Below are 22,197 nucleotides of genomic sequence, written 5' to 3' on the forward strand. Positions count from 1 at the left end.
ACTGCCGTATAGATCAGCATGGCCAGTCCAACACCCGTCAGTGAAATCCAGAAGCAGTTGGCAGCAGTTATTTTGGAGTTTTGCTGACCTAGCGGATCATTTTCCAGATGGTTAATGGCTGACTGAACCCGAAGTAGGCAGAACAGGTTAAAAAGCAATGTTGCTGCTGGAATGGCTGAATGAGCTCCAGGTGCGCTCGGCCAGAATGCGGCATAATCCCTACAAACTCGGAAACTATAAGTGCAAATGCAAGTAGGCGCGGGTGCCATTTGTAGTGCGTGTGAGAAATATATAGTTGTCGATCAATTTTCATGTGTAATGAATAAGTAAATAGCACGCCCATGATGGTGCGTATCAAGGGCAGCACTCTTGCATTGGTGGCGATCCTGTATGTTTTCCAGTTTTTGTACAGCCAGTAGGTGTAATAGTAGCCAAGGGTTAATAAAAACATAACGATGAATTTGTTTTTCGAAACGATGTAGAACCGAGGGGCGGCTAGCAGGGGCGTCGCTTGGGTTGTGGGTGTCGATTCTTCGGCAGATTTCGTCATGAGTAAACTCTAAAAGGTTTGGCTGTAGTAATTCGATGGGGTGAATATTTTAATGAGCTCGGAATGCTCTGGGCGAATGGTAGCAAGGTCCTAAAACAGAAAGTTGTAGGATGGTTCCCAAGAGGGGATACGTATTGTCTGGAGTTGAAGCGGTACTTGGATGTAGGAAGTATTGCTGTAGGAATGTTCTGAGATATGCGCGGTTTAAGCGATGGGCTCAAATTGTGCAAGAGGCACTTGCACAATTTACCGAGGGTCTCGAAGCGAGGAGCGTGGAGATTGTGCAATAGCCTGCTGCACAATTACCCCGCTGAAATAGGCGTTACCCCTAACAGGTCGCCATCTCTGGTCTGAAACTACTGGAAGTAAGCCGTTTGAGCGCAATCTCAAGAGCCTGATCATCGAACAGCTTGCTTTTACGAGCCGCAGCACCCGCTCCGCCATCCCAATGCTTCAACGCCTCGCGCACGGCAGGAACAGTCGGGGAAATCCCATCCTGGCTCAGCAACCAATCAACCGTCGCCAACAATTCCATGCCGAAAGGCGACTCAAAACCATCGATCAACTCGGCGGTACGCTCCAAGGCTTGGGCGTATTCCTTGGCTTCTGTTTGAAGATAAGTCTGTAGGAACGCTTTGCGCCCTTCGTCAAACCAGATCACATCACTGATACCCGCATCACTGATACGCTTATCGCAATGCAGATAACTGTCATCCAGGTTATTGAGCAGATGCTCCAACCGGTTGGCATACGGCCCGTACTTGTGAGCAACGAACTGAAGATTCAGAGGGTTTTCGGTGTTTGGCAGCTTTTCGATGGCACGTTCGAGGAACCAGGCCAGCTTCTGAATCTCAAGCAAGCTGCATTCCATACCCAGAACCCAGTAGCGACGAACCAGTTCGGCAATCAGTGCACGAGCAGGCGTGAGCTTTTCCACGCCGTTACGCTTAGCAACGTTCAAATACTGGTTGGACGGCTCGAACACCAGCACGTCGACATCCAGATCGCTCAAGACTTCAACAATCTGCTCGCGAACCTCTGGCCATTTCAAACCGCCGTTGCCGGCGCCTAGCGGTGGAACCGCCACGGACTTCACATCGTTTTCGATCAGAAAGCGACGTAGGTCGTGCAAACCTTCGGTTATCCACGTCATCTGCGAAGGTGAGCGCCAGTGACGTTTAGTCGGGAAGTTCACAATCCAGCGTGGCCCCTCCAGTTCACTGACCGCCGTCACGTGAACCTTGCCCGTCTCCACTTCGCCAGCCTTGCAGGCAGCAGCGTACAGTCGGTAATTCTCCGTGAAGCGCTCTTTGAACATCAGCGCGATACCTTTACCCATTACGCCCACGGTATTCACCGTGTTGACGAGGGCTTCGGTTTTGGCTTCTAGGAGGTTGCCTTGGGTAAAACGGATCATTGGAAATACCATCCCGGACGCGCATAGACAGGCAGCACCAAGCCCCTGGCGGTTACGTCCTGCTCTATGCGTTCTTTCATTGCATCGGTGTAGCACATGATGCCAAGGAGTCCTGTAATGGGTAGATGATTGTGGATCAGCGCTTCGGCCTGATACCGCTCCATCTTCTGAGGGTCGTCAGGATCGCGCTTGAAGTCGCGTCGTTGAATGATAGACCAATCGATCTGGCCGAGATTTGCCAAGTCGCTGTAGTAGTCTGTCCAATCGGGGTAGGCATGGGCAGTCGTGTAGACAAACGGAAGGCCCATCTGCTCAATGCGGTACAGGCTAGAGACCAGAATCACGATCTCGTCATTGCTGCGCTGCTGAACACTGCGCCCCGAGTGGATATTTTTCATCATCACAGAGAAGGGCGTGAAATAGAAGGGCACGTAGTCGGCCAATACCCCTCCCGGTGCTATGGGAACGTGGCGGGTTCGGCGCTTGTCGATCAAGTCAGGGTTGCCGATGTTTACGTACTGTGGTGACTGAACGTTCGAATTTGCACAGTGCAGACCGTTGTCCAGAATCCAAGGCAGGTTGTCCCGATGGACGATACGCCAAATCAGAGCCTTCTCTGGATTCAGTCTGCTGTAGATCATTTGCGAAACATTCCGGGATTCACGGTGAGGCGTACATTAACACCGGCCTCCCGCATTTTTTCCGTGCAAAGCGCCTCGACATCAGTATTCGGAACAAAAAGTGTAGAAAAGTCATTCGGAGCGACGATGCCGGGAGAGAGGCATTCAGCCATGCAAATGCTCTTGCAGTCGTGGTCCTGGTAGTCTCGGGTGCTCATGACCTCCCAGTTGATGGCTTCGAAGCCCTGGTCGTACTCAAGTAGCTGAATCTCATCGTTTGCCAGCGGGTGGCGAGGAATGACTTTCCAACCATTTTTTTGGGCATGTGATCGGTAAACCGAGATCAGTACAAATGTTGTTTTCGGTCTGTTGAACTGCACACTTCCGTCAAATGGATTTGCAGCAAACCAGTGGAAGGGCACATAGCGATCAAGCTCAAGGGCTTGGCGTTTTTTCAGAATCTCGCTGTCGGCTACGTCAATAAAGTTGGTGAGAGCAGCTCGAGGTTTCAGGCCTTCCCTGAATATCCCGTCGAGGTTTTCGGCCGAGGTAAGGTGGTACAGAAGCTTTTGATCCTTGATATTTTTGACTTCTGACATGCTGGTCTCCTTGACCTATATATCTAATCTGAGCATCTGAGCAGGCTTCAACCCCCTCATTATTGTTCGATCTAGCAAATGGCGCGTTCCCCTGTAGAAATTAGTAAAGCATTTTTTGTGATTCTGTTGTGCCATTATTCGTGGGCGGCTCGGTCCCTTGTCTTGACCGGTCATCAAGGTAGCAATCACTCTTCATCGCTCGGTTACGCAAATCCTAAAGGACTCAAAACTTGCCTATCAAAACGGACGTATGGACCGTCGGTCTTGTACCGAACAAGCTTCGCCAAAGCCGATTGGCCAGCGAGCAACTGCTTGAGGAAATGATCATCAGCTCGCCCAGCATTCTCTCTGAGGAGTGGATGCTGATAGGCAGACAAGAATCCACCGGAATGGGCGGCCGCATCGACCTACTGGCCATTGCACCTGATGGAAGTCTGGTGCTGATTGAGCTCAAAAGAGATCGCACACCTCGTGAAGTCGTTGCTCAGGCCCTCGACTACGCCGTTTGGGTAGAAAGTTTGCGTGAGAATGAAATTGCGGCGATTTACCAACGGTTCCGACCTGGGAGCAGCTTGTATGCAGATTTTCTCGCGCGCTTCGGTCGTGTGCTCGACGATGATGATCTGAATAAAAGCCATCAACTGATCATCGTCGCCACGGAGTTGGATGCCAGCAGCGAGCGAATTGTTGAATACCTCAGCAAGCGAGATATTCCGATCAATGTGCTTTGCTTCCAAGTTTTCCAGGTAGGTGATCAGCAATTGCTGAGTCGGTCCTGGTTACTCGATCCTGTTCAGACTCAGGTGAACGCCGTATCGACAAGTGAAGGGCATAGCGAGCCTTGGAATGGAGAGTTTTACTGTTCGTTCGGCGATTCCGTCTCGCGCTCATGGGCTGACGCAGTAGAGTTCGGTTTCATTTCTGGTGGCGGAGGTGCGTGGTACAGCAAGACCTTGCAACTCCTCTCTCCAGGAGATCGGATCTGGGTAAATATTCCCCAGCAAGGTTACGTCGGTGTAGGGCGTGTTTTGGGAACGTCCACGCCCGCAAACGAATTCACAGTCATGCAGGATGGTGAAGAGCGGCCGGTGCTGGAGGTTGCGAAACGCGCCACCTATCACGCTGAGTTTGCCGACGATCCGGAGCGCTGCGACTACTTTGTTCCGATTCAATGGCTGCAGAACGTGCCTGTAAGTCAGGCTGTGCGGGAGGTCGGAATGTTTGGTAACCAGAATACGATTTGTCGTCCCACTACGCCCAAATGGCGGTGGACGATTGAACGACTGAAGCAACGATTTCCGCATTACGACGAAGTGGCTGTTGCCGAGGATGTGAGCAAGCAGTAGCGGCGTCTATATTCGCAGGGTGAGGGATGGGGATTGAGCTGAAAATGGGCCGCCTCGCTGTCAAAGCGTAAGCCATTGTGTAGCCTGGGGGAGTGGTGCAGCAGAGCTTTCCTGCACCGTAAATTCCCCCGTCGTTTTAGCAATTCAGTTTTCCCGATGAATAACTCATCAGGCACCGTGCCGTGGATCCTCATCGAAGCCAGCCGTCATCTTCAGCATCTTTAGAATCACCAGCGCAAATGCCCGACTTTTGGTTTCGTTGTCCAAAACTTCCAGCGACAGTTTTTCGTGGTCGGTCATGGCGTCCAGTACGGTGTTCAGCACTCGCTTCGGGAACAGGCCGTGCATCACTTGTTCGATCGAGTGGTTATTTACCTGCGCCATCACATCTTCCTGACGACTGATGCGTTGAGCGATGCCAGCGAGGAATTGCAGCTGGTCGTCGTCACTCACTTCAGCGCCAAATATCTCGTTGAGTGCCTCAATGATTTCCGATAAACGCTTTTTCTCCGGGTCGTGAGGTTTACCGCTGCCCACATCGTTGCCAGGTTTTAACTGGTACTTACCTTGTTCCTCGCTCAGGTGCAGTTGATGCTCGGCACGCTTGCTCAGTCGGTAATGGGTCAGTTGCAGCTCGCCCACGTCCACGTCATCTTGTTGTAGACGATCCAAACGCAACAGCGGGTGCAAGTGTTTGGCATACACACAAAGCTGCTCCAGTTCGTGGTCCTCGTAAGCCACAATCTGCGAGAGGAATTCGTATAGGCGCACGAAGCTCTGTAGATTTTTTCGGAACAGGTCGAGTTGATCTATTTGTTCGCCAGCCTCTTTCAGCGCGAACTCAGCTTTTTTCAGTCCGTTATTATCGCCGTTAGCTTCGGCCGTACGTTTGAAGTCTAGCGCCTGCTGGCGCGACTCCAACGACATGGCGAAACGTTTGGCAAAGCGCTCCTTGGCTGGCGTGCAGTAATAGCTGAGCTTACTGGCCGCAGCCTTGGGGTCGAAGAAGGCCATGGCGAACGCCTCGACCTCCTGCCAGTAGTAGATTCCCTCGGCATCCAGCTTCTTCTGAAGGTCATAGATGATTTGTGGGTCGGTTACATCGCTCAGCTCGGCTTTGGTGTAGTACGGCAAGAAGGCGTCGAGAATATCCTGTGGCTCGTTGAAGAAGTCGAGGATGAAAGTTTCCTTGCTGTCGCCGAAAGTGCGGTTCAGCCGCGACAGGGTCTGCACACAGTCCACGCCTTGTAGCTTCTTGTCCACGTACATGGCACACAGCTTGGGCTGATCGAATCCAGTTTGATACTTGTTGGCCGCGATCATCACATTGAAGTCTGGGGTATCGAACGCCAGTGCCAGGTCGCGGCCATTTAGGCCAGGGTTGAGTAGGCTGCTGTTTTCCGTCACCTCTTCAGGGATCGCCTCATCGGGTAACACGCTGCCAGAGAATGCCACCAGTGGGTGCACATCGTTGTAGCCCATCTGCTTTACATAAGCTCTCACCGCTAACTGGTAACGCACCGCTTCCTGGCGGCTGCTGGTCACCACCATGGCCTTGGCTTGGCCATTGAGCAAATGGCGGATATTGGCGCGGAAGTGCTCGACGATCACTTCAACCTTTTGACTGATGTTGTAAGGATGCAAGCGCACCCAGCGAGCTAACTTGATACGCGCCTTCTTGCTCTCCACCTCGTCGTCTTCGCCATCCGGGTGGGCGATCTTCCAGGCGGTGCTGTAGGTGGTGTAGTTACGCAGCACGTCGAGAATGAAACCTTCCTCGATAGCCTGGCGCATGGAGTAAAGGTGGAAGGGCTCCGGCTTATTGCTGGAACTGGCCGGCAGCGTAGGGTCAGCCGGACGACCGAACAGCTCCAGGGTCTTGGGTTTGGGCGTTGCAGTGAAGGCGTAGTAGCTGATGCGCTCGTTTGGTTGGCGCGCTTGTACGGCGGCGTCCAATAGTTCTTCGGCACTGATTTCCTCGGCGTCTAGTGCATCGCTACCGAGAATCTGCTTCAGCTTGCTAGCCGAGGAGCCGGTCTGCGAAGAGTGCGCCTCGTCAGCGATTACCGCGTAGCGCCCGCTAGCCAGCTTGGGATACTTGTCTAACGCATCGAACAGTGCGGGAAAAGTCTGGATGGTGACGATGATGATGCGCGTCTGCTCAGCCAGCGCCTCGACCAATTGTTCGGATTTGCTCTGGCTGCTGGTTTCACGATTGATCTGCTTGACCACGCCTTGGGCATGCTCGAACTGGTAGATGGTTTCCTGCAGCTGCTTATCCAACACGGTGCGGTCGGTAATCACGATCACCGAGTTGAACAACCGTTGGCCGGCATCGTCGTACAGCGAGGCCAGTTGATGCGCCGTCCAGGCGATGGAGTTGGACTTGCCCGAGCCGGCGCTGTGCTGGATCAAATAGCGCTTGCCCGGCCCTTCGGCGCGGGTGGTGTTGATCAGCGTGTCGACCACTTCCCACTGGTGGTAACGCGGGAAGATCATCGTCTCCTTGGTCACCGGCGTGCCGTCGAAGCCTTCGCTGGTTTTCTTGTCCAGGTGCAGAAAGCGCCCTAGCACCTTGAGCCAGGCATCCGGCTGCATCAGGCGTTGCCACAGGTAGCTGGTGGCGTATTGGCTGTCATCTTCCGGCAGCGGGTTGCCCGCGCCGCCTTCCGCGCTGCCGAGGTTGAACGGCAGGAAGAAGGTGTCCTTGCCCGCCAGCTTGGTGGTCATCGCCACTTCGTTCTGGCCCACGGCAAAGTGCACCAGCGCACCGCGCTTGAAGGTCAGCAGTGGCTCGGGCTTGCGTGTGAGCGGGTCTTTTACCGGACGATCCTGCCGATACTGGCGCTTAGCGTTTTCCACCGACTGCTTGAACTCGCTTTTCAGCTCCAGCGTGGCGGTGGGGATGCCGTTGACGAACAGCACCAGATCCAGCCGTGGGTTATAGGTCTGCCCACCGCTGCCAGCCTCGCGAAAATGCGGCGAGTAGGACACCTCCGGCACCACGCGCAGGCGGTTGCACTGGTAGCGTTTGAGGGTGTCCGGATTCATGCCGTGGTCGGGCTGAAAGCTGCACAGCTCAACCTTCACCGCCGGCAGCTTGAAGCCATGGCGCAGCACATCGAGCGTGCCGCTCTGCTCCAGCTCGCGTACCAGCTTTTGCACCAGCACATCATCCGGGTTGTTCGGGTTGGCCTTGGCGAACTTGTCCCAACGCTCCGGCCAGGCCTCCTTGAAGTAGCCCAGCACATCTTCGGTATACAGCGCCGTGCGCCGGTCGTAGCCGCTGGCTGTACCCACCAGCCAGCCTTGGGTGGCCAGGGCGTCGATAATGTCTTGTTGAAACTGAGCTTCCTTGCTGTCCGCCATTTATACGGCCTCTGCTTCTAATACGGGGGCTTGCGCGCGGGCCGGTGGCTGCCAGCCGCGCACGTCGATTTTGCCAGTGACGGCGGCGGAGATTAGAGCTGAGCGGCGTTCTTGGAGAATGACTATCAGCCGATCTGCTTCACTTTTCAAAGCCTCAGACTCGTTAATCAACGAATCAATGCGCTCCATGATCTGCTGCCTTTCAACCTCTGGCGGGATGACAATGACGATGTTTTTGAATTGATCCCAGTAAAGTCGCAGTCGAAAGTCTGTAATCCCGTAAGAATTTTTACGCATTTCCTCGACAGCACAGCCCGTTCTCAAAAGCTGTTCTACATATCTTGAGATATCTTCGTTTTTAGGGCGGGCCACTACATATGCAGGGCTAACAAGGCCATCTACGAGGACAGCACCAAACCCACCCTGCCACGCTCTCATCATGTTGTAGACAAGGTCCCCGGGGCGAACTCGCTTGTACTTCTCGCGATCGTCTATGCGGGTGATTTTTCTGTCCGACTCCTCCTCTGACAACTCCTTATCAGATACCCCGTGATGAATCGAAACACGTAACACAGGAAGCTCGGCCAGCCCTTTATCCGCAGCTTCCGAGTAAACGGCACCTATTCGCAAAGTCTCCCAATGTGCCGGCACCTCGCCTAGCCATTCCGCGCCGGAGTCTTTCATCGGCACCGTGGGATCGAGGCCTTTGGTGACGGCGTGGGAGATCACGGCCTGGCGCTTTTCCTTGAGCAGTTCGATCAAGCGCTGCTGCTCTTCGATCAGCGCGTCGATGCGGGCGGTTTCGTGGTCGAGGAAACGGGCAATTTGGGTTTGTTCAGCCACTGGTGGCTCGACGAACAGAAGTGTTCGGAAGTCATCTTGACCAAGATTTTGCATACTGGAACTTGTACCCGAGCAAGCATTTTTTACCTGCTCACGATACTCAGGCGCCTTGGTGAAATAGAAAACAAATGACGCTGACTGGTTCTTCTCAAAATAAACTTGCCATAGGCGATCGGGCAGAAATATGCCAGCTGGAGCTTCAGTTACTAAGCCGGTAGCACCTACCAGATCAGGAGTATTCATCCTGCTGACCACAAGCGTATCGATCTTCAGCGGGCAGCTAACTCGATTCAAATCCTCATCATCGACTGTTTTATTTTCTCTCCAATCGAACTGCCCCGTATAAACACAGCTAGTTTTAAGAACTCCGTAAGAGCCCGGTTCAGCAGGGTAGTCTGCCGCATTGACACTTGTGCCAGACTCAATCTTTGCAATGGCTCGTTTAAGTGGCTGCACCGTCCAATGCTCCGGCACTTCCCCGAGCCACTCAACACCCGAAGCCTTATACGCCGGATACTCTGGAAAACTACTCGGGCTTTCCCTGCCCTCGCCCTGCGGGCCAACGGCTGCGCCGTTGTTCAAATTTGCTCCTGCCAAATTTGTCATGCCGACAGCCCCTCAATCATCTGCTTGATGCGGTCGGTACAGGCTTTTAGGTCGCGGTCGATCTCGGCCAGCGGACGCGGTGGCTGGAATACATAGAAGTGGCGGTTAAAGGGAATCTCGAAGCCGACGATGCCGACCTCACCGTCCTGCGCATCGGTTTTGCTTTCGTCGATCCAGGCATCCGGTACATGGGGGATGACTTCGCGCGCAAAGTACTCGTGCACCGATTCGCCCAACGGCACGTTCTCGTTATCGCGCATGCCGGCGTCGGCTTCCGGCTGGCCTTTGGTCATGCAGATATCCGCCTCGGGGTCGCGCTCGCTTAGAGCGCTCATCAGGGCTTTTAGCTCCGGTGTGCTGAGGCTAACGCTGTGCACGGCGAGGGCTTTTTTCAACAGTTTGCTGAACTGCTCGCGGTTGCGGTGCAACACCCTGGCGTCCATCGTTTGCAGGGCGACCATCAGTTGTTGTTGGGCGGCGCTGTCGAGTTTCTGCAGGGCTTTTTCTTCCAGCACTTTAGCGATGCGCTCGGCGCTGGCTTGGAAGTTCAGGCGCAGCGGGCGTTCGACGGTGATGCGGCGGTAGCCGAAGGCGTCGATGGGGAAAATTTTGCTCAGCGTGGTTTGCTCGAAGCTGCCATACAGGCGCACCAGCTCGCTGATTTGATCCTCGGTGATGTACTGGCGCTTGCTGCCCAGCGACTTGCGCATTTTGGCGTGGTGCTGGCTGCCGTCGATCAACTGCACCTTGCCCTGGCGAGCAGCGGTCTTGTGGTTGCTGAGTATCCACACATAGGTGGCGATGCCGGTGTTGTAGAACATGTCCGTCGGCAACGCTAGGATGGCTTCCACCAGATCATTCTGCAGCAGGTAGCGGCGAATCTCCGACTCTCCCGAGCCCGCGCCGCCGGTAAACAGCGGCGAGCCATTGAGGATAATGCCGATGCGAGAGCCACCGTCGCGCGGGTCACGCATCTTGCTGACCAGGTGCAGGAGGAATAGCAGCGAGCCGTCGGACACTCTCGGTAGGCCGGGGCCGAAGCGGCCATCGAAGCCCTTTTCCGTGTGCTCGTTGGTGATCTGCTTCTGCACCTTCTTCCATTCCACGCCGAACGGTGGGTTGCTGAGCATGAAGTCGAAGCGTTTGTTGGCCAGTTGGTCGTTGGACAGAGTGTTGCCTAGCTTGATGCTGGCCACGTCCTGGCCTTTGATCAGCATGTCCGCTTTGCAGATGGCGTAGGACTCGGGGTTGAGCTCCTGGCCGTGCAGCGACACGCTAACCTTTTCGCTGATGGATTGGATGTACTCGTCACCCTCAGACAGAAATCCACCCGTGCCCGCCGTCGGGTCATAGATTGTGACGATGCTGTTGGGCGTAAGTTTGTGATCCTGATTGGTAATCACCAGGGAGGTAGTCAGATGCACAATATCGCGTGGGGTGAAATGCTCCCCGGCAGTTTCGTTGGAGCTTTCCGCAAATTTGCGGATCAGTTCTTCGAAGATGATGCCCATGCCAAAGTTGCTAATGCGCTCGGGGCTCAGGTCGGTAGCAGCAAACCGCTGCACCACTTGATAGAGCAGATTGGCGCTGGATAACTGCTGAACGAAGTCCTCGAAGTGGAAGTGCTCGAAGATTTCGCGGGCATCCTTGCTAAAGGCTTGTACGTAACTCATTAAGTCGGCGGCGGTGTGGGTGTCCGACAGGGTTCCTAGCGTCAACGGCGAAGCATTTAAAAATTGCTGGCCTGCGGAGCGCAGCAGGATCATTTCGCGCACAGTATCTGGACGGCCTTCCTGGGCGAAGGTTTGCCTGATCACCTCGTCTTTCGTCGGTGCCAGCACACATTCCATACGGCGTAATAAAGTGAACGGTAGGATGATGCGGCCATACTGGGATTGCTTGAAATCACCACGCAGCAGGTCGGCAATCGACCATAGAAAGGCGGCCGTCTGGGAATGATTTTCCGTGTTCACGCAGCAACTCCTTGGAGTAGGCAAAAAGCCGAGTTTAACCCGCCGGACTGCCTACATGTCATAGGCGATGCAGGATTGATAGGTTCTTGGGGATATCTGGGCGTTGATAGCTAGGAGACAGGCTGAGTCTGGGGCTGGTGCAAAGACGGGTAAAGTTCAGGCATTAAAAAGCCGGCTTATGGCCGGCTTCTCGTTGACTGATTCAGCTCGTTTTTGACAAACCTTACCAGCCTTCAAAACGTACATCCGGCTCTTGCGGCCGGCTGTGGGACTTGGTCAGAAAGTGATCTGCCTTGTCGGTGCGAGGCGTGGGCTCGCAAATGTGGGGCGGAGGATACGCGGGTTTGCTTTGGAATCCCAGTGGTAAGTGGTGTGGAATCATTGGGTTAGGGGGATTTAGGGGGAAAGCAGGGGGCTGCTGCGCAGCCCAGCGGGAGCAAGCTCCCTCGCCACAAAAGCTCTCTGCCACAAAAGCTCCTGCCACAGCTTCTACTGCAGTTCCTGCCACGGTTTCTGGTCTTGGGTGGGTTAGTCGAACACCGGCGGTCTCTGTTTGTTGAGGGTTGACCACCAGAACACCCAGCCGATCACGTGGATGTGTTGCGCGTCGATCTGCTCGGCGCTGAAGACTTCGTCGGGGTAGGCGGTGCTGTTATGGCTACGCAGGCGCAGTCGGTTGCCGGGGATTCTGTGGAGGTATTTGATGCGCAACATGCCGTCGTGTTCGAGGGCATAGATTTGGCCATCAACGATTTGCGTCAGGCCGCGGTCGATGGCGAGGGTGGAGCCGTCTTCTATACGTTCGGCCATGCTGTCGCCGACCATGGTGATGCAGATGGCGTCGCTGGGGTCGATTTCGAGGGATTCGAGGTGGCTGCGGGGTAGGCGGATGGATTGGTCGGGGATTTCGGTGATGTGGGTTTTGGTTTCGCCGGGGGCGATGGGGACTTCCTTGTAGAAGGGCAGTTCGATGTCCGTGGGTTCCGCCACGCTGTAGACGCCGTCGTTTTCGGCGGCTTCATAGGTGGTGCCGGGGCCGAGGCCCAATGGCGTTTGTGGGCCTTCGCCGCGGGCGAGCCACTCCGGGCTGACGGTCAGCAGGCTAGCGATGGAGTGGATGCGTCCGGGCGGGATGCCACGGTTGAACCAGTTGTTCACGTGTTGGGATTTCACGCCGTACAACTTCGCGAAGTCGGCGGATCGGATGTTCGCTTCTCTGAGGAGGGCTCTGAAGCGGTCGCCACTGGAAAGTATTTTCATAAACGGAAAGTTTAGAGACGACTGTGTTTTGGGCAATAAACATGTCGTGTGAATTTATAAGATGATCTTTCCGTTTGCGGGAATCGAAACTGGCAATGTAAACGTGGCTAAACGCTATTAATACGAAGTTGTATTAAGCAGGATCCAAACATAAAAAACCCCGGTACTAACCGGGGTTCTTTTTAAGTTCGGTCTCAGCCTTTGTAGGCGGCAACCGACTGGGTGATCGCTTCACGGGCGGCATCAGCACCGGCCCAGCCTTCGATCTTGACCCACTTGCCTTTTTCGAGGTCTTTGTAGTTCGCGAAGAAGTGTTCGATCTGCTGGATCAGCAGCGGTGGCAGGTCGGTGTATTCCTTCACGTCGACGTACAGTTGCGACAGTTTGTCGTGTGGCACTGCGATGACTTTGGCATCGCCGCCGCCGTCGTCGGTCATGTTCAGGATGCCGACTGGACGGGCACGGATGACCGAGCCTGGGGCCACTGGGTATGGGGTCACGACCAGCACGTCGAGGGGGTCGCCGTCGTCGGCCAGGGTGTTGGGGATGTAACCGTAGTTGGCCGGGTAGAACATCGGGGTGGCCATGAAACGGTCAACAAACAGGCAGTCGCTGTCTTTGTCGATTTCGTATTTGATCGGGGCGTGGTTGGCCGGGATTTCGATTGCGACGTAGATGTCGTTCGGCAGGTCTTTGCCAGCCGGAATCTTGCTGTAGCTCATTGGGCGGTGCCCCCGTTAGTTGACCAAATGACTGGTCGGATTGACCAAAAAGTGGCGGCGATTATAGGCATATTCGGCCGCTGTTGCCACGTTACCAGGGTCTTAGAGACCTTAGTATGACGCCTGATAGACCGGATCTTCGGCCTGAAGTTGCCGCAGCCGGGCCCACGGATCCTGGCGGTAGAACGCCTTGAGCTGTTCATACACCCGTGGATAGGCCTGGTGCAGCAGGTCTGGGGCGCTGAAGAAGTATTCGCTGGTGACGGCGAAGAACTCGGCGGGGTTTTCCGCGGCGTAGGGATCGATGGCGGTTTGTGCGTCGGGGTTCTGGTCGAGTTGGCGGTCGAGGTCGTCGAAGGCTTGCTGCATGGCCTCGGCCCAGTCGCTGACACGCATGTCGGCGTGCAGCGGTGGCAGGCCGTTGGCGTCGCCGTTGAGCATGTCGAGTTTGTGCGCCAGTTCGTGGATCACCAGGTTGTAGCCGTCCCAGCCGCCACTGGCCACGACGCCGTCCCAGGCCAGGATGATCGGGCCTTGGGGCCAGGCTTCGCCGCTGTGTTCGCCGTCCCACTCGTGTTCGATGCCGCTGGCGTCGCGGTAGCGCTGGGGGCTGAGGAAGTCGTCGGGGTAGAGGACGATTTCGTGGAAGCCTTGGTACCAGTTCAGGTCGCCGAGGTGCATCAGTGGCAATTGGGCTTGGGCGGCGAGGAGCAGGCGTTGTTCCTGGTGCAATTCGACGCCGGGCAGGGCGGTGAGGTGTTTGTCGTGGAGGAACAGCACGCAGGCTTCCCGCAGCCATTGGTCCTCGGCGGGGCTGATGCCGTCGAGGAAGCTCAATTGTTGGCGCACCCGCTGCCAGGTGTCCTCGGCCACGGGGTGTTTGGCGAGGGTGCGTCGGCGGCGCCAGTTGCTCAGGGACCACATGGCGATCAGCGCGGTTGGGCTTTCGAGGCGCGCTGGTTCAGTTTGCTGCGCACCAGGCTGATGATCATCGGCAGCAGCGACAGCAGGATGATGCCGACCACCAGCAGCGACAGGTTCTGCTTGATGAACGGTACGTTGCCGAAGAAGTAGCCGAGGGTCACCAAGCCGCCGACCCAAAGGACGGTGCCGAGGACGCTGAAGCCGAAGAAGCGCAGGTAGTTCATTTTGCCGACGCCGGCGACGAAGGGGGCGAAGGTGCGGATGATTGGCAGGAAACGCGCCAGGGTCACGGTTTTGCCGCCGTGTTTGGCGTAGAAGTCGTGGGTTTGCTGCAGGTAGTCGCGGCGGAAGATTTTCGAGTTGGGGTTGCTGAAGAGTTTTTCCCCGGCGGTGCGGCCGATGAGGTAGTTGGTGCTGTCGCCGAGGATCGCCGCGAGCATCAGCAGGCCGCCCAGCAGGACGGGGTCCATGGCGCCACCGGCGGCGACGGCGCCGGCGATGAACAGCAGGGAATCGCCGGGCAGGAACGGCATGACCACCAGGCCGGTTTCACAGAAGATCACCAGGAACAGGATGGCGTAGACCCACGTCCCGTAGTTGGTCACCAGCATGTCGAGGTAGACGTCGAGATGCAGGATGAGGTCGAGGGGGTTGAAATCCATGTATGGCACCTGTGGTGGCGGCCCGACTCGGCAGGCGGATGGGTCTGGCTTTGAGTATGGCTACAGGGTGTGTAGCTTTTTCTTACAAGCTGGGAAGAGCGGCATTATACGGTGGGGCGGGGGGAGTGCGGGGGGAGTTTGTAGCTGGGGATTTCTGAGGGATTGCCTGGATGAGGCGTGGCTCGGACCGCTTTTGTGGCGAGGGAGCTTGCTCCCGCTGGAGCGCGAAGCGGTCCTAACAGCTGCCACCGCGGTCATCCTGATGTGCCGCGTGCTCAGGGATTGGGGCTGCTGCGCAGCCCAGCGGGAGCAAGCTCCCTCGCCACAAAGGGTTACTCGGCCACGAAGTTTCATTCCGTCACAAGGACGGTGGTGCTAAGGGAGGGCTTTGGTTGTTGGGTCTGTAATGGGTGCTGGCGCAGGCTGTCTTGTGTGGCGAGGGAGCTTGCTCCCGCTGGAGCGCGAAGCGGTCCCAACAGCAGCCACCTCGATCATCCTGATGTACCGCGTGCTCAGGGATTGGGGCTGCTGCGCAGCCCAGCGGGAGCAAGCTCCCTCGCCACAAGGGTTTCACTCGGCCACAGAGGTTTGATCGCTCCCACGCGGAGCGTGGGGACGATCAGTCCGCGGTCATCAGGTCAAATCTTCGCTGATCGGCAACACGTAGTTCTTGAACTCGGTGTCTTCCTTGAACCCGATCGATTCGTAGGTTTTCTGCGCCACTTCGTTGTTGCTGCTGGTGGAGACGCGCATGCGCACGGCGTTGGTTTCCTTGGCCATTTTTTTTGCGGTGCGGATCAGGTTGTCGGCCACCAGTTGGCGGCGGGCGTCTTCGGCGACGTAGATGTCGTTGAGGATCCACACGCGCTTGAGCGACAGCGATGAGTAGCTCGGGTAGAGCTGGCAGAAGCCCAGCAGCCGGTTGTCGTCGTCATCGGGCAGGGCCAGGTAGATCACCGACTCTTTGCGGCGCAGGCGCTTTTCGAGGAAGGCTCGGGACGAATCCGGGTAGGGCAGTGAGCCGTAGAATTCCCGGTATTTGACGAACAATGGGGTCAGCAGGTCCAGGTGTTCCAGGGTTGCTTGGATAATCCGCATGGTAGGTCTCGTCTGCAAAGGTCGACAGATATTCAGACAACACTGTCGCGCTGCCGTGCTTTTGATGCTGCCTGAAAGCGGATCAAAAACGCAATCGGATAAACGGATCAGTCGCGGGGCGGCGCCAGTAGGAAATTACCTTTCATATCGGCAGCGTTTTCCGACTCTAGCGTGTTTACCTGGGCTTCGTCCTTCAGATTTACCCCCGAGAGCTGCCGGCGGCAGGCCTCGCGCATCAGGTAGATCAAGCGATGAGCCGCCATGCCGTAGCTCAGGCCTTCGAGGCGAACGTTGGAGATGCAGTTGCGATAGGCGTCGTTCAGGCCGACCTTGGGGGCGTAGGTGAAATACAGTCCCAGGCTGTCGGGAGAGCTGAGGCCGGGGCGTTCGCCGATCAGGATCACCGACATCTTGGCACCGAGCCGTTCGGCCACCTCATCGGCCACGGCGACGCGGCCTTGCTCCACCAAAACGATGGGCGACACCGACCAGCCTTCAGCAGCGATCTGTTCTTCCAGTCGCGCCAGGAACGGCAAGGTATGGCGATGCACGGCCAGCGCTGACAGGCCGTCAGCGACGACGATGGCCAGGTCCACGCCGCCAGGGTGGGCCGCCGCGTACGCGTCCAGCATTTGCGCGGATGCCTCATCGAGCCGTCGGCCCAGGTCCGGGCGTTGTAGATAACTGTTGCGGTCGCTGGCCGCGCTATGGAGCAACAGGCTCTCACGGCCGCGTTCGTCCAGTTGTGCGCGGATGCCCGGGTGGTCGAACGCCAGGTGCACGGCATCACGGGCCTGGGCGTGGGCGAATTGGAAATCCAGTTGCGCCGACGTCGGCAGGCTGGTGCCGGTGCGGCCCAGGGCGATGCGCGCCGGGGTGAGGTTGCGCAGGTTCAGCCAGGGGTTTTGTGAATCGACAGGTGATTTATCCATGGCAGGTCTCTTATCCCAAGTGCGCTAAGGCATGACGAAACGCCGGTGGCAGGTTGTCGCCGAACCGCACCCGGCCATCGGCCTGGGTGAAGATGCCCATGTTCGCCAGCCAGGTTTCGAATTCCGGCGCCGGTTTCAGGCCCAGGGTCTGGCGGGCGTAGAGGGCGTCGTGGAACGAGGTGGTCTGGTAATTGAGCATGATATCGTCGGAGCCGGGGATGCCCATGATGAAGTTGATCCCGGCCACGCCCAGCAGGGTCAGCAGGGTGTCCATGTCGTCCTGGTCGGCTTCGGCGTGGTTGGTGTAGCAGATGTCGCAGCCCATCGGCACGCCGAGCAACTTGCCGCAGAAGTGGTCTTCGAGGCCGGCGCGGATGATCTGTTTGCCGTTGTACAGGTATTCCGGGCCGATGAAGCCTACAACCGTGTTCACCAAAAACGGGTTGAAATGTCGCGCCACGGCGTAGGCCCGGGTCTCGCAGGTCTGTTGATCGACGCCGTGGTGGGCGTTGGCCGACAGCGCGCTGCCCTGGCCGGTTTCGAAATACATTAGGTTGTTGCCCAACGTGCCGCGATTCAGGCTGAGCCCGGCGTCGTAGCCTTCCTTCAAGATGTTCAGGCTGATGCCGAAACTGGCGTTGGCCGCTTCGGTGCCGGCGATGGACTGGAATACCAGGTCCAGGGGCACGCCGCGGTTGGCCGCCTCGATGGAGGTGGTGACGTGGGTCAGTACGCAGCCCTGGGTGGGGATGTCGTAGCGCTGGATGATGGCGTCGAGCATTTCCAGCATGGCGCAGATCGAGGCGGTGCTGTCGGTGGCCGGGTTGATGCCGATCATGGCGTCGCCGTTGCCGAAGAGCAGGCCGTCGAGGATGCTCGCGGCGATGCCGGCGGGTTCGTCGGTGGGGTGGTTGGGTTGCAGGCGGGTGGACAGGCGCCCGCGCAGGCCGAGGGTGCCGCGGAATTTGGTGACGACGCGGATTTTCTGCGCCACCAGCACCAGGTCCTGCACGCGCATGATCTTCGAGACGGCGGCGACCATTTCCGGCGTCAGGCCCGGGGCCAGGGCGCGCAGGCTCTGTTCATCGGCGGCGTCGCTGAGCAGCCAGTCGCGGAAACCGCCGACGGTGAGGTGGCTGACGGTGGCAAAAGCTTGTTTGTCGTGGGTGTCGACGATCAATCGGGTGACTTCGTCGACCTCGTAAGGAATCAGCATTTCTTGCAGGAAATGGCTGAGGGGCAAGTCAGCCAACGCCATTTGCGCGGCCACGCGTTCGCCATCGTTGAGCGCGGCGATCTCGGCGAGGAAATCCCCGGACCGCGCCGGGCTGGCCTTGGCCATCAGGTCTTTGAGGCTGTCGAAGCGGTAGGTCTGGGCGCCGACCGTGTGTGCAAAGCTGGCCATACAGGTTCTCCGTGACGGCGCCGCTGGGCGGCGCCGTGGTTTTCGGCACGTTACGGCTTAGTGCAAGGCTTCTTCGGCTTTTTGAATGGCAGCGAATTCCTCTTCGGGCGTGCCTGCGACCAAGTGATGCCGACTGTAGAAAGCAAAGTAAGCAATTAACACTCCATAGATGATCGCGGCGCCGATCACTACCCGTGGGTCGACCAGGAAGCCCGCCACCACGGCGATGCACGCCAACACCAGGGCCACGCCCGAGGTGAAGATGCCGCCCGGCGTGCGGTATGGCCGGTCCATTTTGGGGCGACGGATGCGCAGGGTGATGTGCGCGGCCATCATCAACACGTAGGAAATGGTCGCGCCGAACACGGCTACCAGAATCAGCAAGTCGCCTTGGCCGGTCAAGGACAGGCCGAAACCGATGATGCCGGGAATCACCAGTGCCAGGACCGGTGCCTTGCTTTTATTGGTTTCCGAGAGTTTGCGTGGCAGGTAGCCGGCGCGGGACAAGGCAAAGATCTGCCGCGAGTAGGCGTAAATGATCGAGAAGAAACTGGCGATCAAACCGGCCAGGCCGACGAGATTGACGAAGCTGCCCATCCAGGTCGAACCGCCGTAGGCCTTGGCCAGGGCTTCCACCAGCGGGTTGCCCGAGGTCATCAGCGCGTTGGAGCCGGCGCCGCCCGGGCCAATCACCAGGATCAGCAGGGCGAAGGCCACCAGCACCAGCATGGCGCCGATCAGGCCGCGTGGCAGGTCGCGCTTGGGGTTCTTGGTTTCTTCAGCGGCCAGGGGCACGCCTTCCACGGCGAGGAAAAACCAGATGGCATAAGGGATCGCCGCCCAGACGCCGACGTAGCCGAAGGGCAGGAACGGACTGGCGCCCACCGCTTCCTTGACCGGGATGTCCAACAGGTTGGCGACGTTGAAGTGCGGCACCATCGCCACCAGGAAAACCCCCAGCGCCAGGGCGGCGACGGCGGTGATGATGAACATCAGCTTGAGCGCTTCGCCGACGCCAAATATGTGGATGGCGATGAAGATGATGTAGAACGCCAGGTAGATCATCCAGCCGCCAATGCCGAACAGCGACTGGCAATAGGCGCCGATGAACACGGCAATCGCCGCCGGGGCGATGGCGTACTCGATCAAAATCGCCGTGCCCGTCAGAAACCCGCCCCAAGGCCCGAAGGCGCTGCGGGCAAACCCGTAGCCGCCGCCGGCGGTGGGGATCATCGAGGACAGCTCGGCGAGGGAAAAGCACATGCACAGATACATCGCGGCCATCAGCAGCGTGGCGAGGAACATCCCGCCCCAGCCGCCCTGGGCCAGGCCGAAGTTCCAGCCGGCGTAGTCACCGGAAATGACATAGGCCACGCCCAGGCCCACCAGCAGGACCCAGCCCGCCGCGCCTTTTTTCAGTTCGCGTTGTTGGAAATATTCGGAACCGACTTTTTCGAAGTCGACCGAGGACGTTGCCGGTTGCGGGTTTGCATGATCGCTTGGCATAAGGGTTTACCTGTTTTTATTGTTGTTTTATCCAACCTGATCGCCGGAGTGGCGCATTACCCCTGTGGGAGCGGGCTTGCTCCGGGCGGCGATCCGACGAAAGCGGTCCTACCTTCAGCATCTAAGTGACTGACACACCGCTTTCGCGAGCAAGCCCGCTCCCACAATGGATCTGTTTCAACCCTGGAAACGAGTTATCCACAGATCCCTGTGGGAGCGAGCCTGCTCGCGAAGGCGATCTAAGGGGCCAGGTAAGATGACCTGCCTGGCCCCAAGGGGCTTAGAAGAACCCCAACGGATTGATGTCGTAGCTCACCAGCAAATTCTTGGTCTGCTGGTAGTGGTCGAGCATCATCTTGTGCGTCTCACGACCCACGCCGGACTTCTTGTAGCCACCGAACGCGGCATGCGCCGGGTACAGGTGGTAGCAGTTGGTCCATACGCGACCGGCCTTGATCGCCCGGCCCATGCGGTAGGCGCGGTTGATGTCGCGGGTCCAGAGGCCGGCGCCGAGGCCGAACTCGGTGTCGTTGGCGATCGCCAGGGCTTCGGCTTCGTCCTTGAAGGTGGTGATGCTCACCACTGGGCCGAAGATTTCTTCCTGGAACACGCGCATCTTGTTGGTGCCCTTGAGCAGGGTCGGCTGGATGTAATACCCGGTCGCCAGGTTGCCCTCGAGTTTTTCCACCTTGCCGCCGGTCAACAGCTCGGCGCCTTCGCCCTTGGCGATTTCCAGGTACGAAAGAATCTTGTCGAATTGCTGCTCGGACGCCTGGGCGCCGACCATGGTGTCGGTGTCCAGCGGGTCGCCGCGTTTGATCTGCAGGACTTTCTTCATCACTACTTGCATGAATTCGTCGTAGATCGACTCCTGCACCAGGGCGCGGGATGGGCAGGTGCAGACTTCGCCCTGGTTGAAGAACGCCAGCACCAGGCCTTCGGCGGCTTTCTCGATGAAGCTTGGCTCGGCCTGCATGATGTCTTCGAAGAAGATGTTCGGCGACTTGCCGCCCAGCTCCACGGTGGACGGGATGATGTTCTCGGCGGCGCATTTCATGATGTGCGAGCCCACCGGGGTCGAGCCGGTGAAGGCGATCTTGGCGATGCGCTTGCTGGTGGCGAGGGCTTCGCCGGCTTCTTTGCCGAAACCTTGCACCACGTTCAGTACGCCGGGAGGCAGCAGGTCACCGATCAGCTCCATGAGCACGCAGATGCCCAGTGGGGTTTGCTCGGCCGGCTTGAGCACCACGCAGTTACCGGCGGCCAGGGCCGGGGCGAGTTTCCAGGCGGCCATCAGCAGCGGGAAGTTCCACGGGATGATCTGCCCAACCACGCCCAGCGGTTCGTGGATGTGATAGGCCACGGTGTTGCCGTCGATCTCGGCGGCGCTGCCTTCCTGGGCCCGCAGGCAACCGGCGAAGTAGCGGAAGTGGTCGGCGGCCAGGGGGATGTCGGCGTTGAGGGTTTCGCGCACGGCCTTGCCGTTGTCCCAGGATTCGGTGATCGCCAGGGTTTCCAGGTTCGCTTCGATGCGGTCGGCGATTTTCAGCAGGATCAGCGAGCGGGCCTGGACCGAGGTGGCGCCCCAGGCATCGGCGGCGGCGTGGGCGGCGTCCAGGGCTTTGTCGATGTCTTCGGCTGTGGAGCGCGGGAATTCGGCGATGGGCTGGCCATTGACCGGGGATGTGTTGGTGAAGTACTGACCTTTGACAGGCGCGACGAACTCGCCGCCGATGTAGTTACCGTATTTAGCCTTGAACGAAACGATAGCGCCTTCAGTACCGGGGTGAGCGTAACGCATGATGAGTTCTCCTTGGCTTTTGTGCTTATTAGGGAGCCGCGCAAATTCGCGCTGGTACTTAAGCCTAGAGCAAAGGTTGGGCCATTGCCTTGCAGGGCCCGGAAATCAAGACTTTAGGAGGAGTTGGCCGGACAAACGGAGGGGCTGTGTGACGCTTGCGATACAGCGGGTGTGACAGTTTGTGCCAGATGCGAGACAGTCTGTGACCGGCAGGTCGCGCCAGCATTGCAAAGGCGGTTGGGCTGGAGGATGCTGGCTCCGACGGCGAGGCCATGGACGGAGCGCTTTTGTGGCAAGACTGCTTCTCTTGCAGGACTGTTTGGGTGACAAGGCTGCTCTTGCAGAACTGTTTGGGTGACAAGGCTGCTTTTGTGGCGAGGGAGCTTGCTCCCGCTGGACCGCGAAGCGGTCCCAAGGCAGCCAACTCGGTCAGCCTGATACACCGCAAACTCAGGTTTTGGGGCTGCTGCGCAGCCCAGCGGGAGCAAGCTCCCTCGCCACAAGGTTGGGTGTTCACAGTTGGATATTCACCAGTTGCTCCAGTGAGGCAGATCCTTCGGGGAG

The 22,197-nt window shown here is 57.8% G+C and carries 17 protein-coding genes; 1 reads left to right on the plus strand and 16 read right to left on the minus strand.

Features of this window, described 5'->3' with window-relative positions; all coding sequences use genetic code 11:
* Positions 1-88: 88 nt before the first annotated feature.
* From J3P88_RS03980 to J3P88_RS03995, 4 genes are all read right to left on the minus strand, one after another.
* Complete coding sequence (locus J3P88_RS03980; RefSeq protein ID WP_434574105.1) at positions 89-550, minus strand: hypothetical protein; 462 nt, start codon at positions 548-550, stop codon at positions 89-91.
* A 328-nt stretch (positions 551-878) separates the two neighbouring features.
* The gene (darG, locus tag J3P88_RS03985; protein WP_434574107.1) at positions 879-1,967 is read right to left on the minus strand and encodes a type II toxin-antitoxin system antitoxin DNA ADP-ribosyl glycohydrolase DarG; all 1,089 of its coding nucleotides are present in this window, start codon (positions 1,965-1,967) and stop codon (positions 879-881) included.
* Positions 1,964-2,608, minus strand: coding sequence for a type II toxin-antitoxin system toxin DNA ADP-ribosyl transferase DarT (gene darT, locus J3P88_RS03990; RefSeq protein ID WP_434574109.1), 645 nt, complete (start codon positions 2,606-2,608; stop codon positions 1,964-1,966). Before darT ends, darG begins: the two co-directional genes overlap by 4 nt.
* A complete protein-coding gene (locus J3P88_RS03995; protein ID WP_434574111.1) occupies positions 2,605-3,186 on the minus strand; it encodes a DarT ssDNA thymidine ADP-ribosyltransferase family protein in 582 nt (193 codons plus the stop codon). The genes darT and J3P88_RS03995 overlap by 4 nt, the downstream gene beginning before the upstream one ends.
* Before the next feature lie 230 nt (positions 3,187-3,416).
* Between J3P88_RS03995 and J3P88_RS04000 the strand changes: the two genes are divergently transcribed.
* Positions 3,417-4,532, plus strand: a complete 1,116-nt coding sequence (locus J3P88_RS04000) for an endonuclease NucS domain-containing protein (protein ID WP_434574113.1) — start codon at positions 3,417-3,419, stop codon at positions 4,530-4,532.
* 168 nt (positions 4,533-4,700) lie between these two features.
* On the opposite strand, the gene J3P88_RS04005 is transcribed toward J3P88_RS04000, so the two are convergent.
* From J3P88_RS04005 to exaC, 12 genes are all read right to left on the minus strand, one after another.
* Entirely contained in the window at positions 4,701-7,901 is a 3,201-nt protein-coding gene (locus J3P88_RS04005) for a type I restriction endonuclease subunit R (RefSeq protein WP_434574115.1), read from the minus strand.
* Positions 7,902-9,350 (minus strand): hypothetical protein, encoded by a 1,449-nt coding sequence (locus tag J3P88_RS04010; RefSeq protein ID WP_434574117.1) that lies wholly within the window; start codon positions 9,348-9,350, stop codon positions 7,902-7,904. It lies immediately after the preceding gene.
* Entirely contained in the window at positions 9,347-11,323 is a 1,977-nt protein-coding gene (locus J3P88_RS04015) for a type I restriction-modification system subunit M (RefSeq protein ID WP_434574119.1), read from the minus strand. Before J3P88_RS04015 ends, J3P88_RS04010 begins: the two co-directional genes overlap by 4 nt.
* Before the next feature lie 528 nt (positions 11,324-11,851).
* Entirely contained in the window at positions 11,852-12,583 is a 732-nt protein-coding gene (locus J3P88_RS04020) for a LexA family transcriptional regulator (protein WP_434574121.1), read from the minus strand.
* A gap of 194 nt (positions 12,584-12,777) precedes the next feature.
* The gene (gene ppa / locus J3P88_RS04025; protein WP_186613746.1) at positions 12,778-13,305 is read right to left on the minus strand and encodes an inorganic diphosphatase; all 528 of its coding nucleotides are present in this window, start codon (positions 13,303-13,305) and stop codon (positions 12,778-12,780) included.
* A 111-nt stretch (positions 13,306-13,416) separates the two neighbouring features.
* Positions 13,417-14,229 (minus strand): zinc-dependent peptidase, encoded by an 813-nt coding sequence (locus J3P88_RS04030; protein WP_434574124.1) that lies wholly within the window; start codon positions 14,227-14,229, stop codon positions 13,417-13,419.
* A gap of 5 nt (positions 14,230-14,234) precedes the next feature.
* Positions 14,235-14,891 carry a DedA family protein gene (locus J3P88_RS04035; RefSeq protein ID WP_305491160.1) on the minus strand — a complete coding sequence of 219 codons (657 nt, stop codon included), beginning with the start codon at positions 14,889-14,891 and terminating at the stop codon, positions 14,235-14,237.
* A gap of 633 nt (positions 14,892-15,524) precedes the next feature.
* On the minus strand, positions 15,525-15,989 hold the full coding sequence (locus tag J3P88_RS04040; protein ID WP_186706590.1) for a GNAT family N-acetyltransferase: 465 nt from the start codon (positions 15,987-15,989) through the stop codon (positions 15,525-15,527).
* A gap of 107 nt (positions 15,990-16,096) precedes the next feature.
* Positions 16,097-16,921, minus strand: a complete 825-nt coding sequence (gene eutC / locus J3P88_RS04045) for an ethanolamine ammonia-lyase subunit EutC (RefSeq protein WP_434574126.1) — start codon at positions 16,919-16,921, stop codon at positions 16,097-16,099.
* Positions 16,922-16,931: 10 nt separating this feature from the next.
* The gene (locus J3P88_RS04050; protein ID WP_434574128.1) at positions 16,932-18,326 is read right to left on the minus strand and encodes an ethanolamine ammonia-lyase subunit EutB; all 1,395 of its coding nucleotides are present in this window, start codon (positions 18,324-18,326) and stop codon (positions 16,932-16,934) included.
* Between the two features lie 57 nt (positions 18,327-18,383).
* Positions 18,384-19,832, minus strand: coding sequence for an ethanolamine permease (gene eat / locus J3P88_RS04055; protein WP_053125697.1), 1,449 nt, complete (start codon positions 19,830-19,832; stop codon positions 18,384-18,386).
* 280 nt (positions 19,833-20,112) lie between these two features.
* Positions 20,113-21,633 carry an acetaldehyde dehydrogenase ExaC gene (gene exaC / locus J3P88_RS04060; RefSeq protein WP_030140394.1) on the minus strand — a complete coding sequence of 507 codons (1,521 nt, stop codon included), beginning with the start codon at positions 21,631-21,633 and terminating at the stop codon, positions 20,113-20,115.
* Positions 21,634-22,197: the final 564 nt, after the last annotated feature.

The sequence above is a fragment of the Pseudomonas sp. Z3-6 genome, assembly GCF_051131985.1.
GTDB lineage: Bacteria > Pseudomonadota > Gammaproteobacteria > Pseudomonadales > Pseudomonadaceae > Aquipseudomonas > Aquipseudomonas zanjanensis.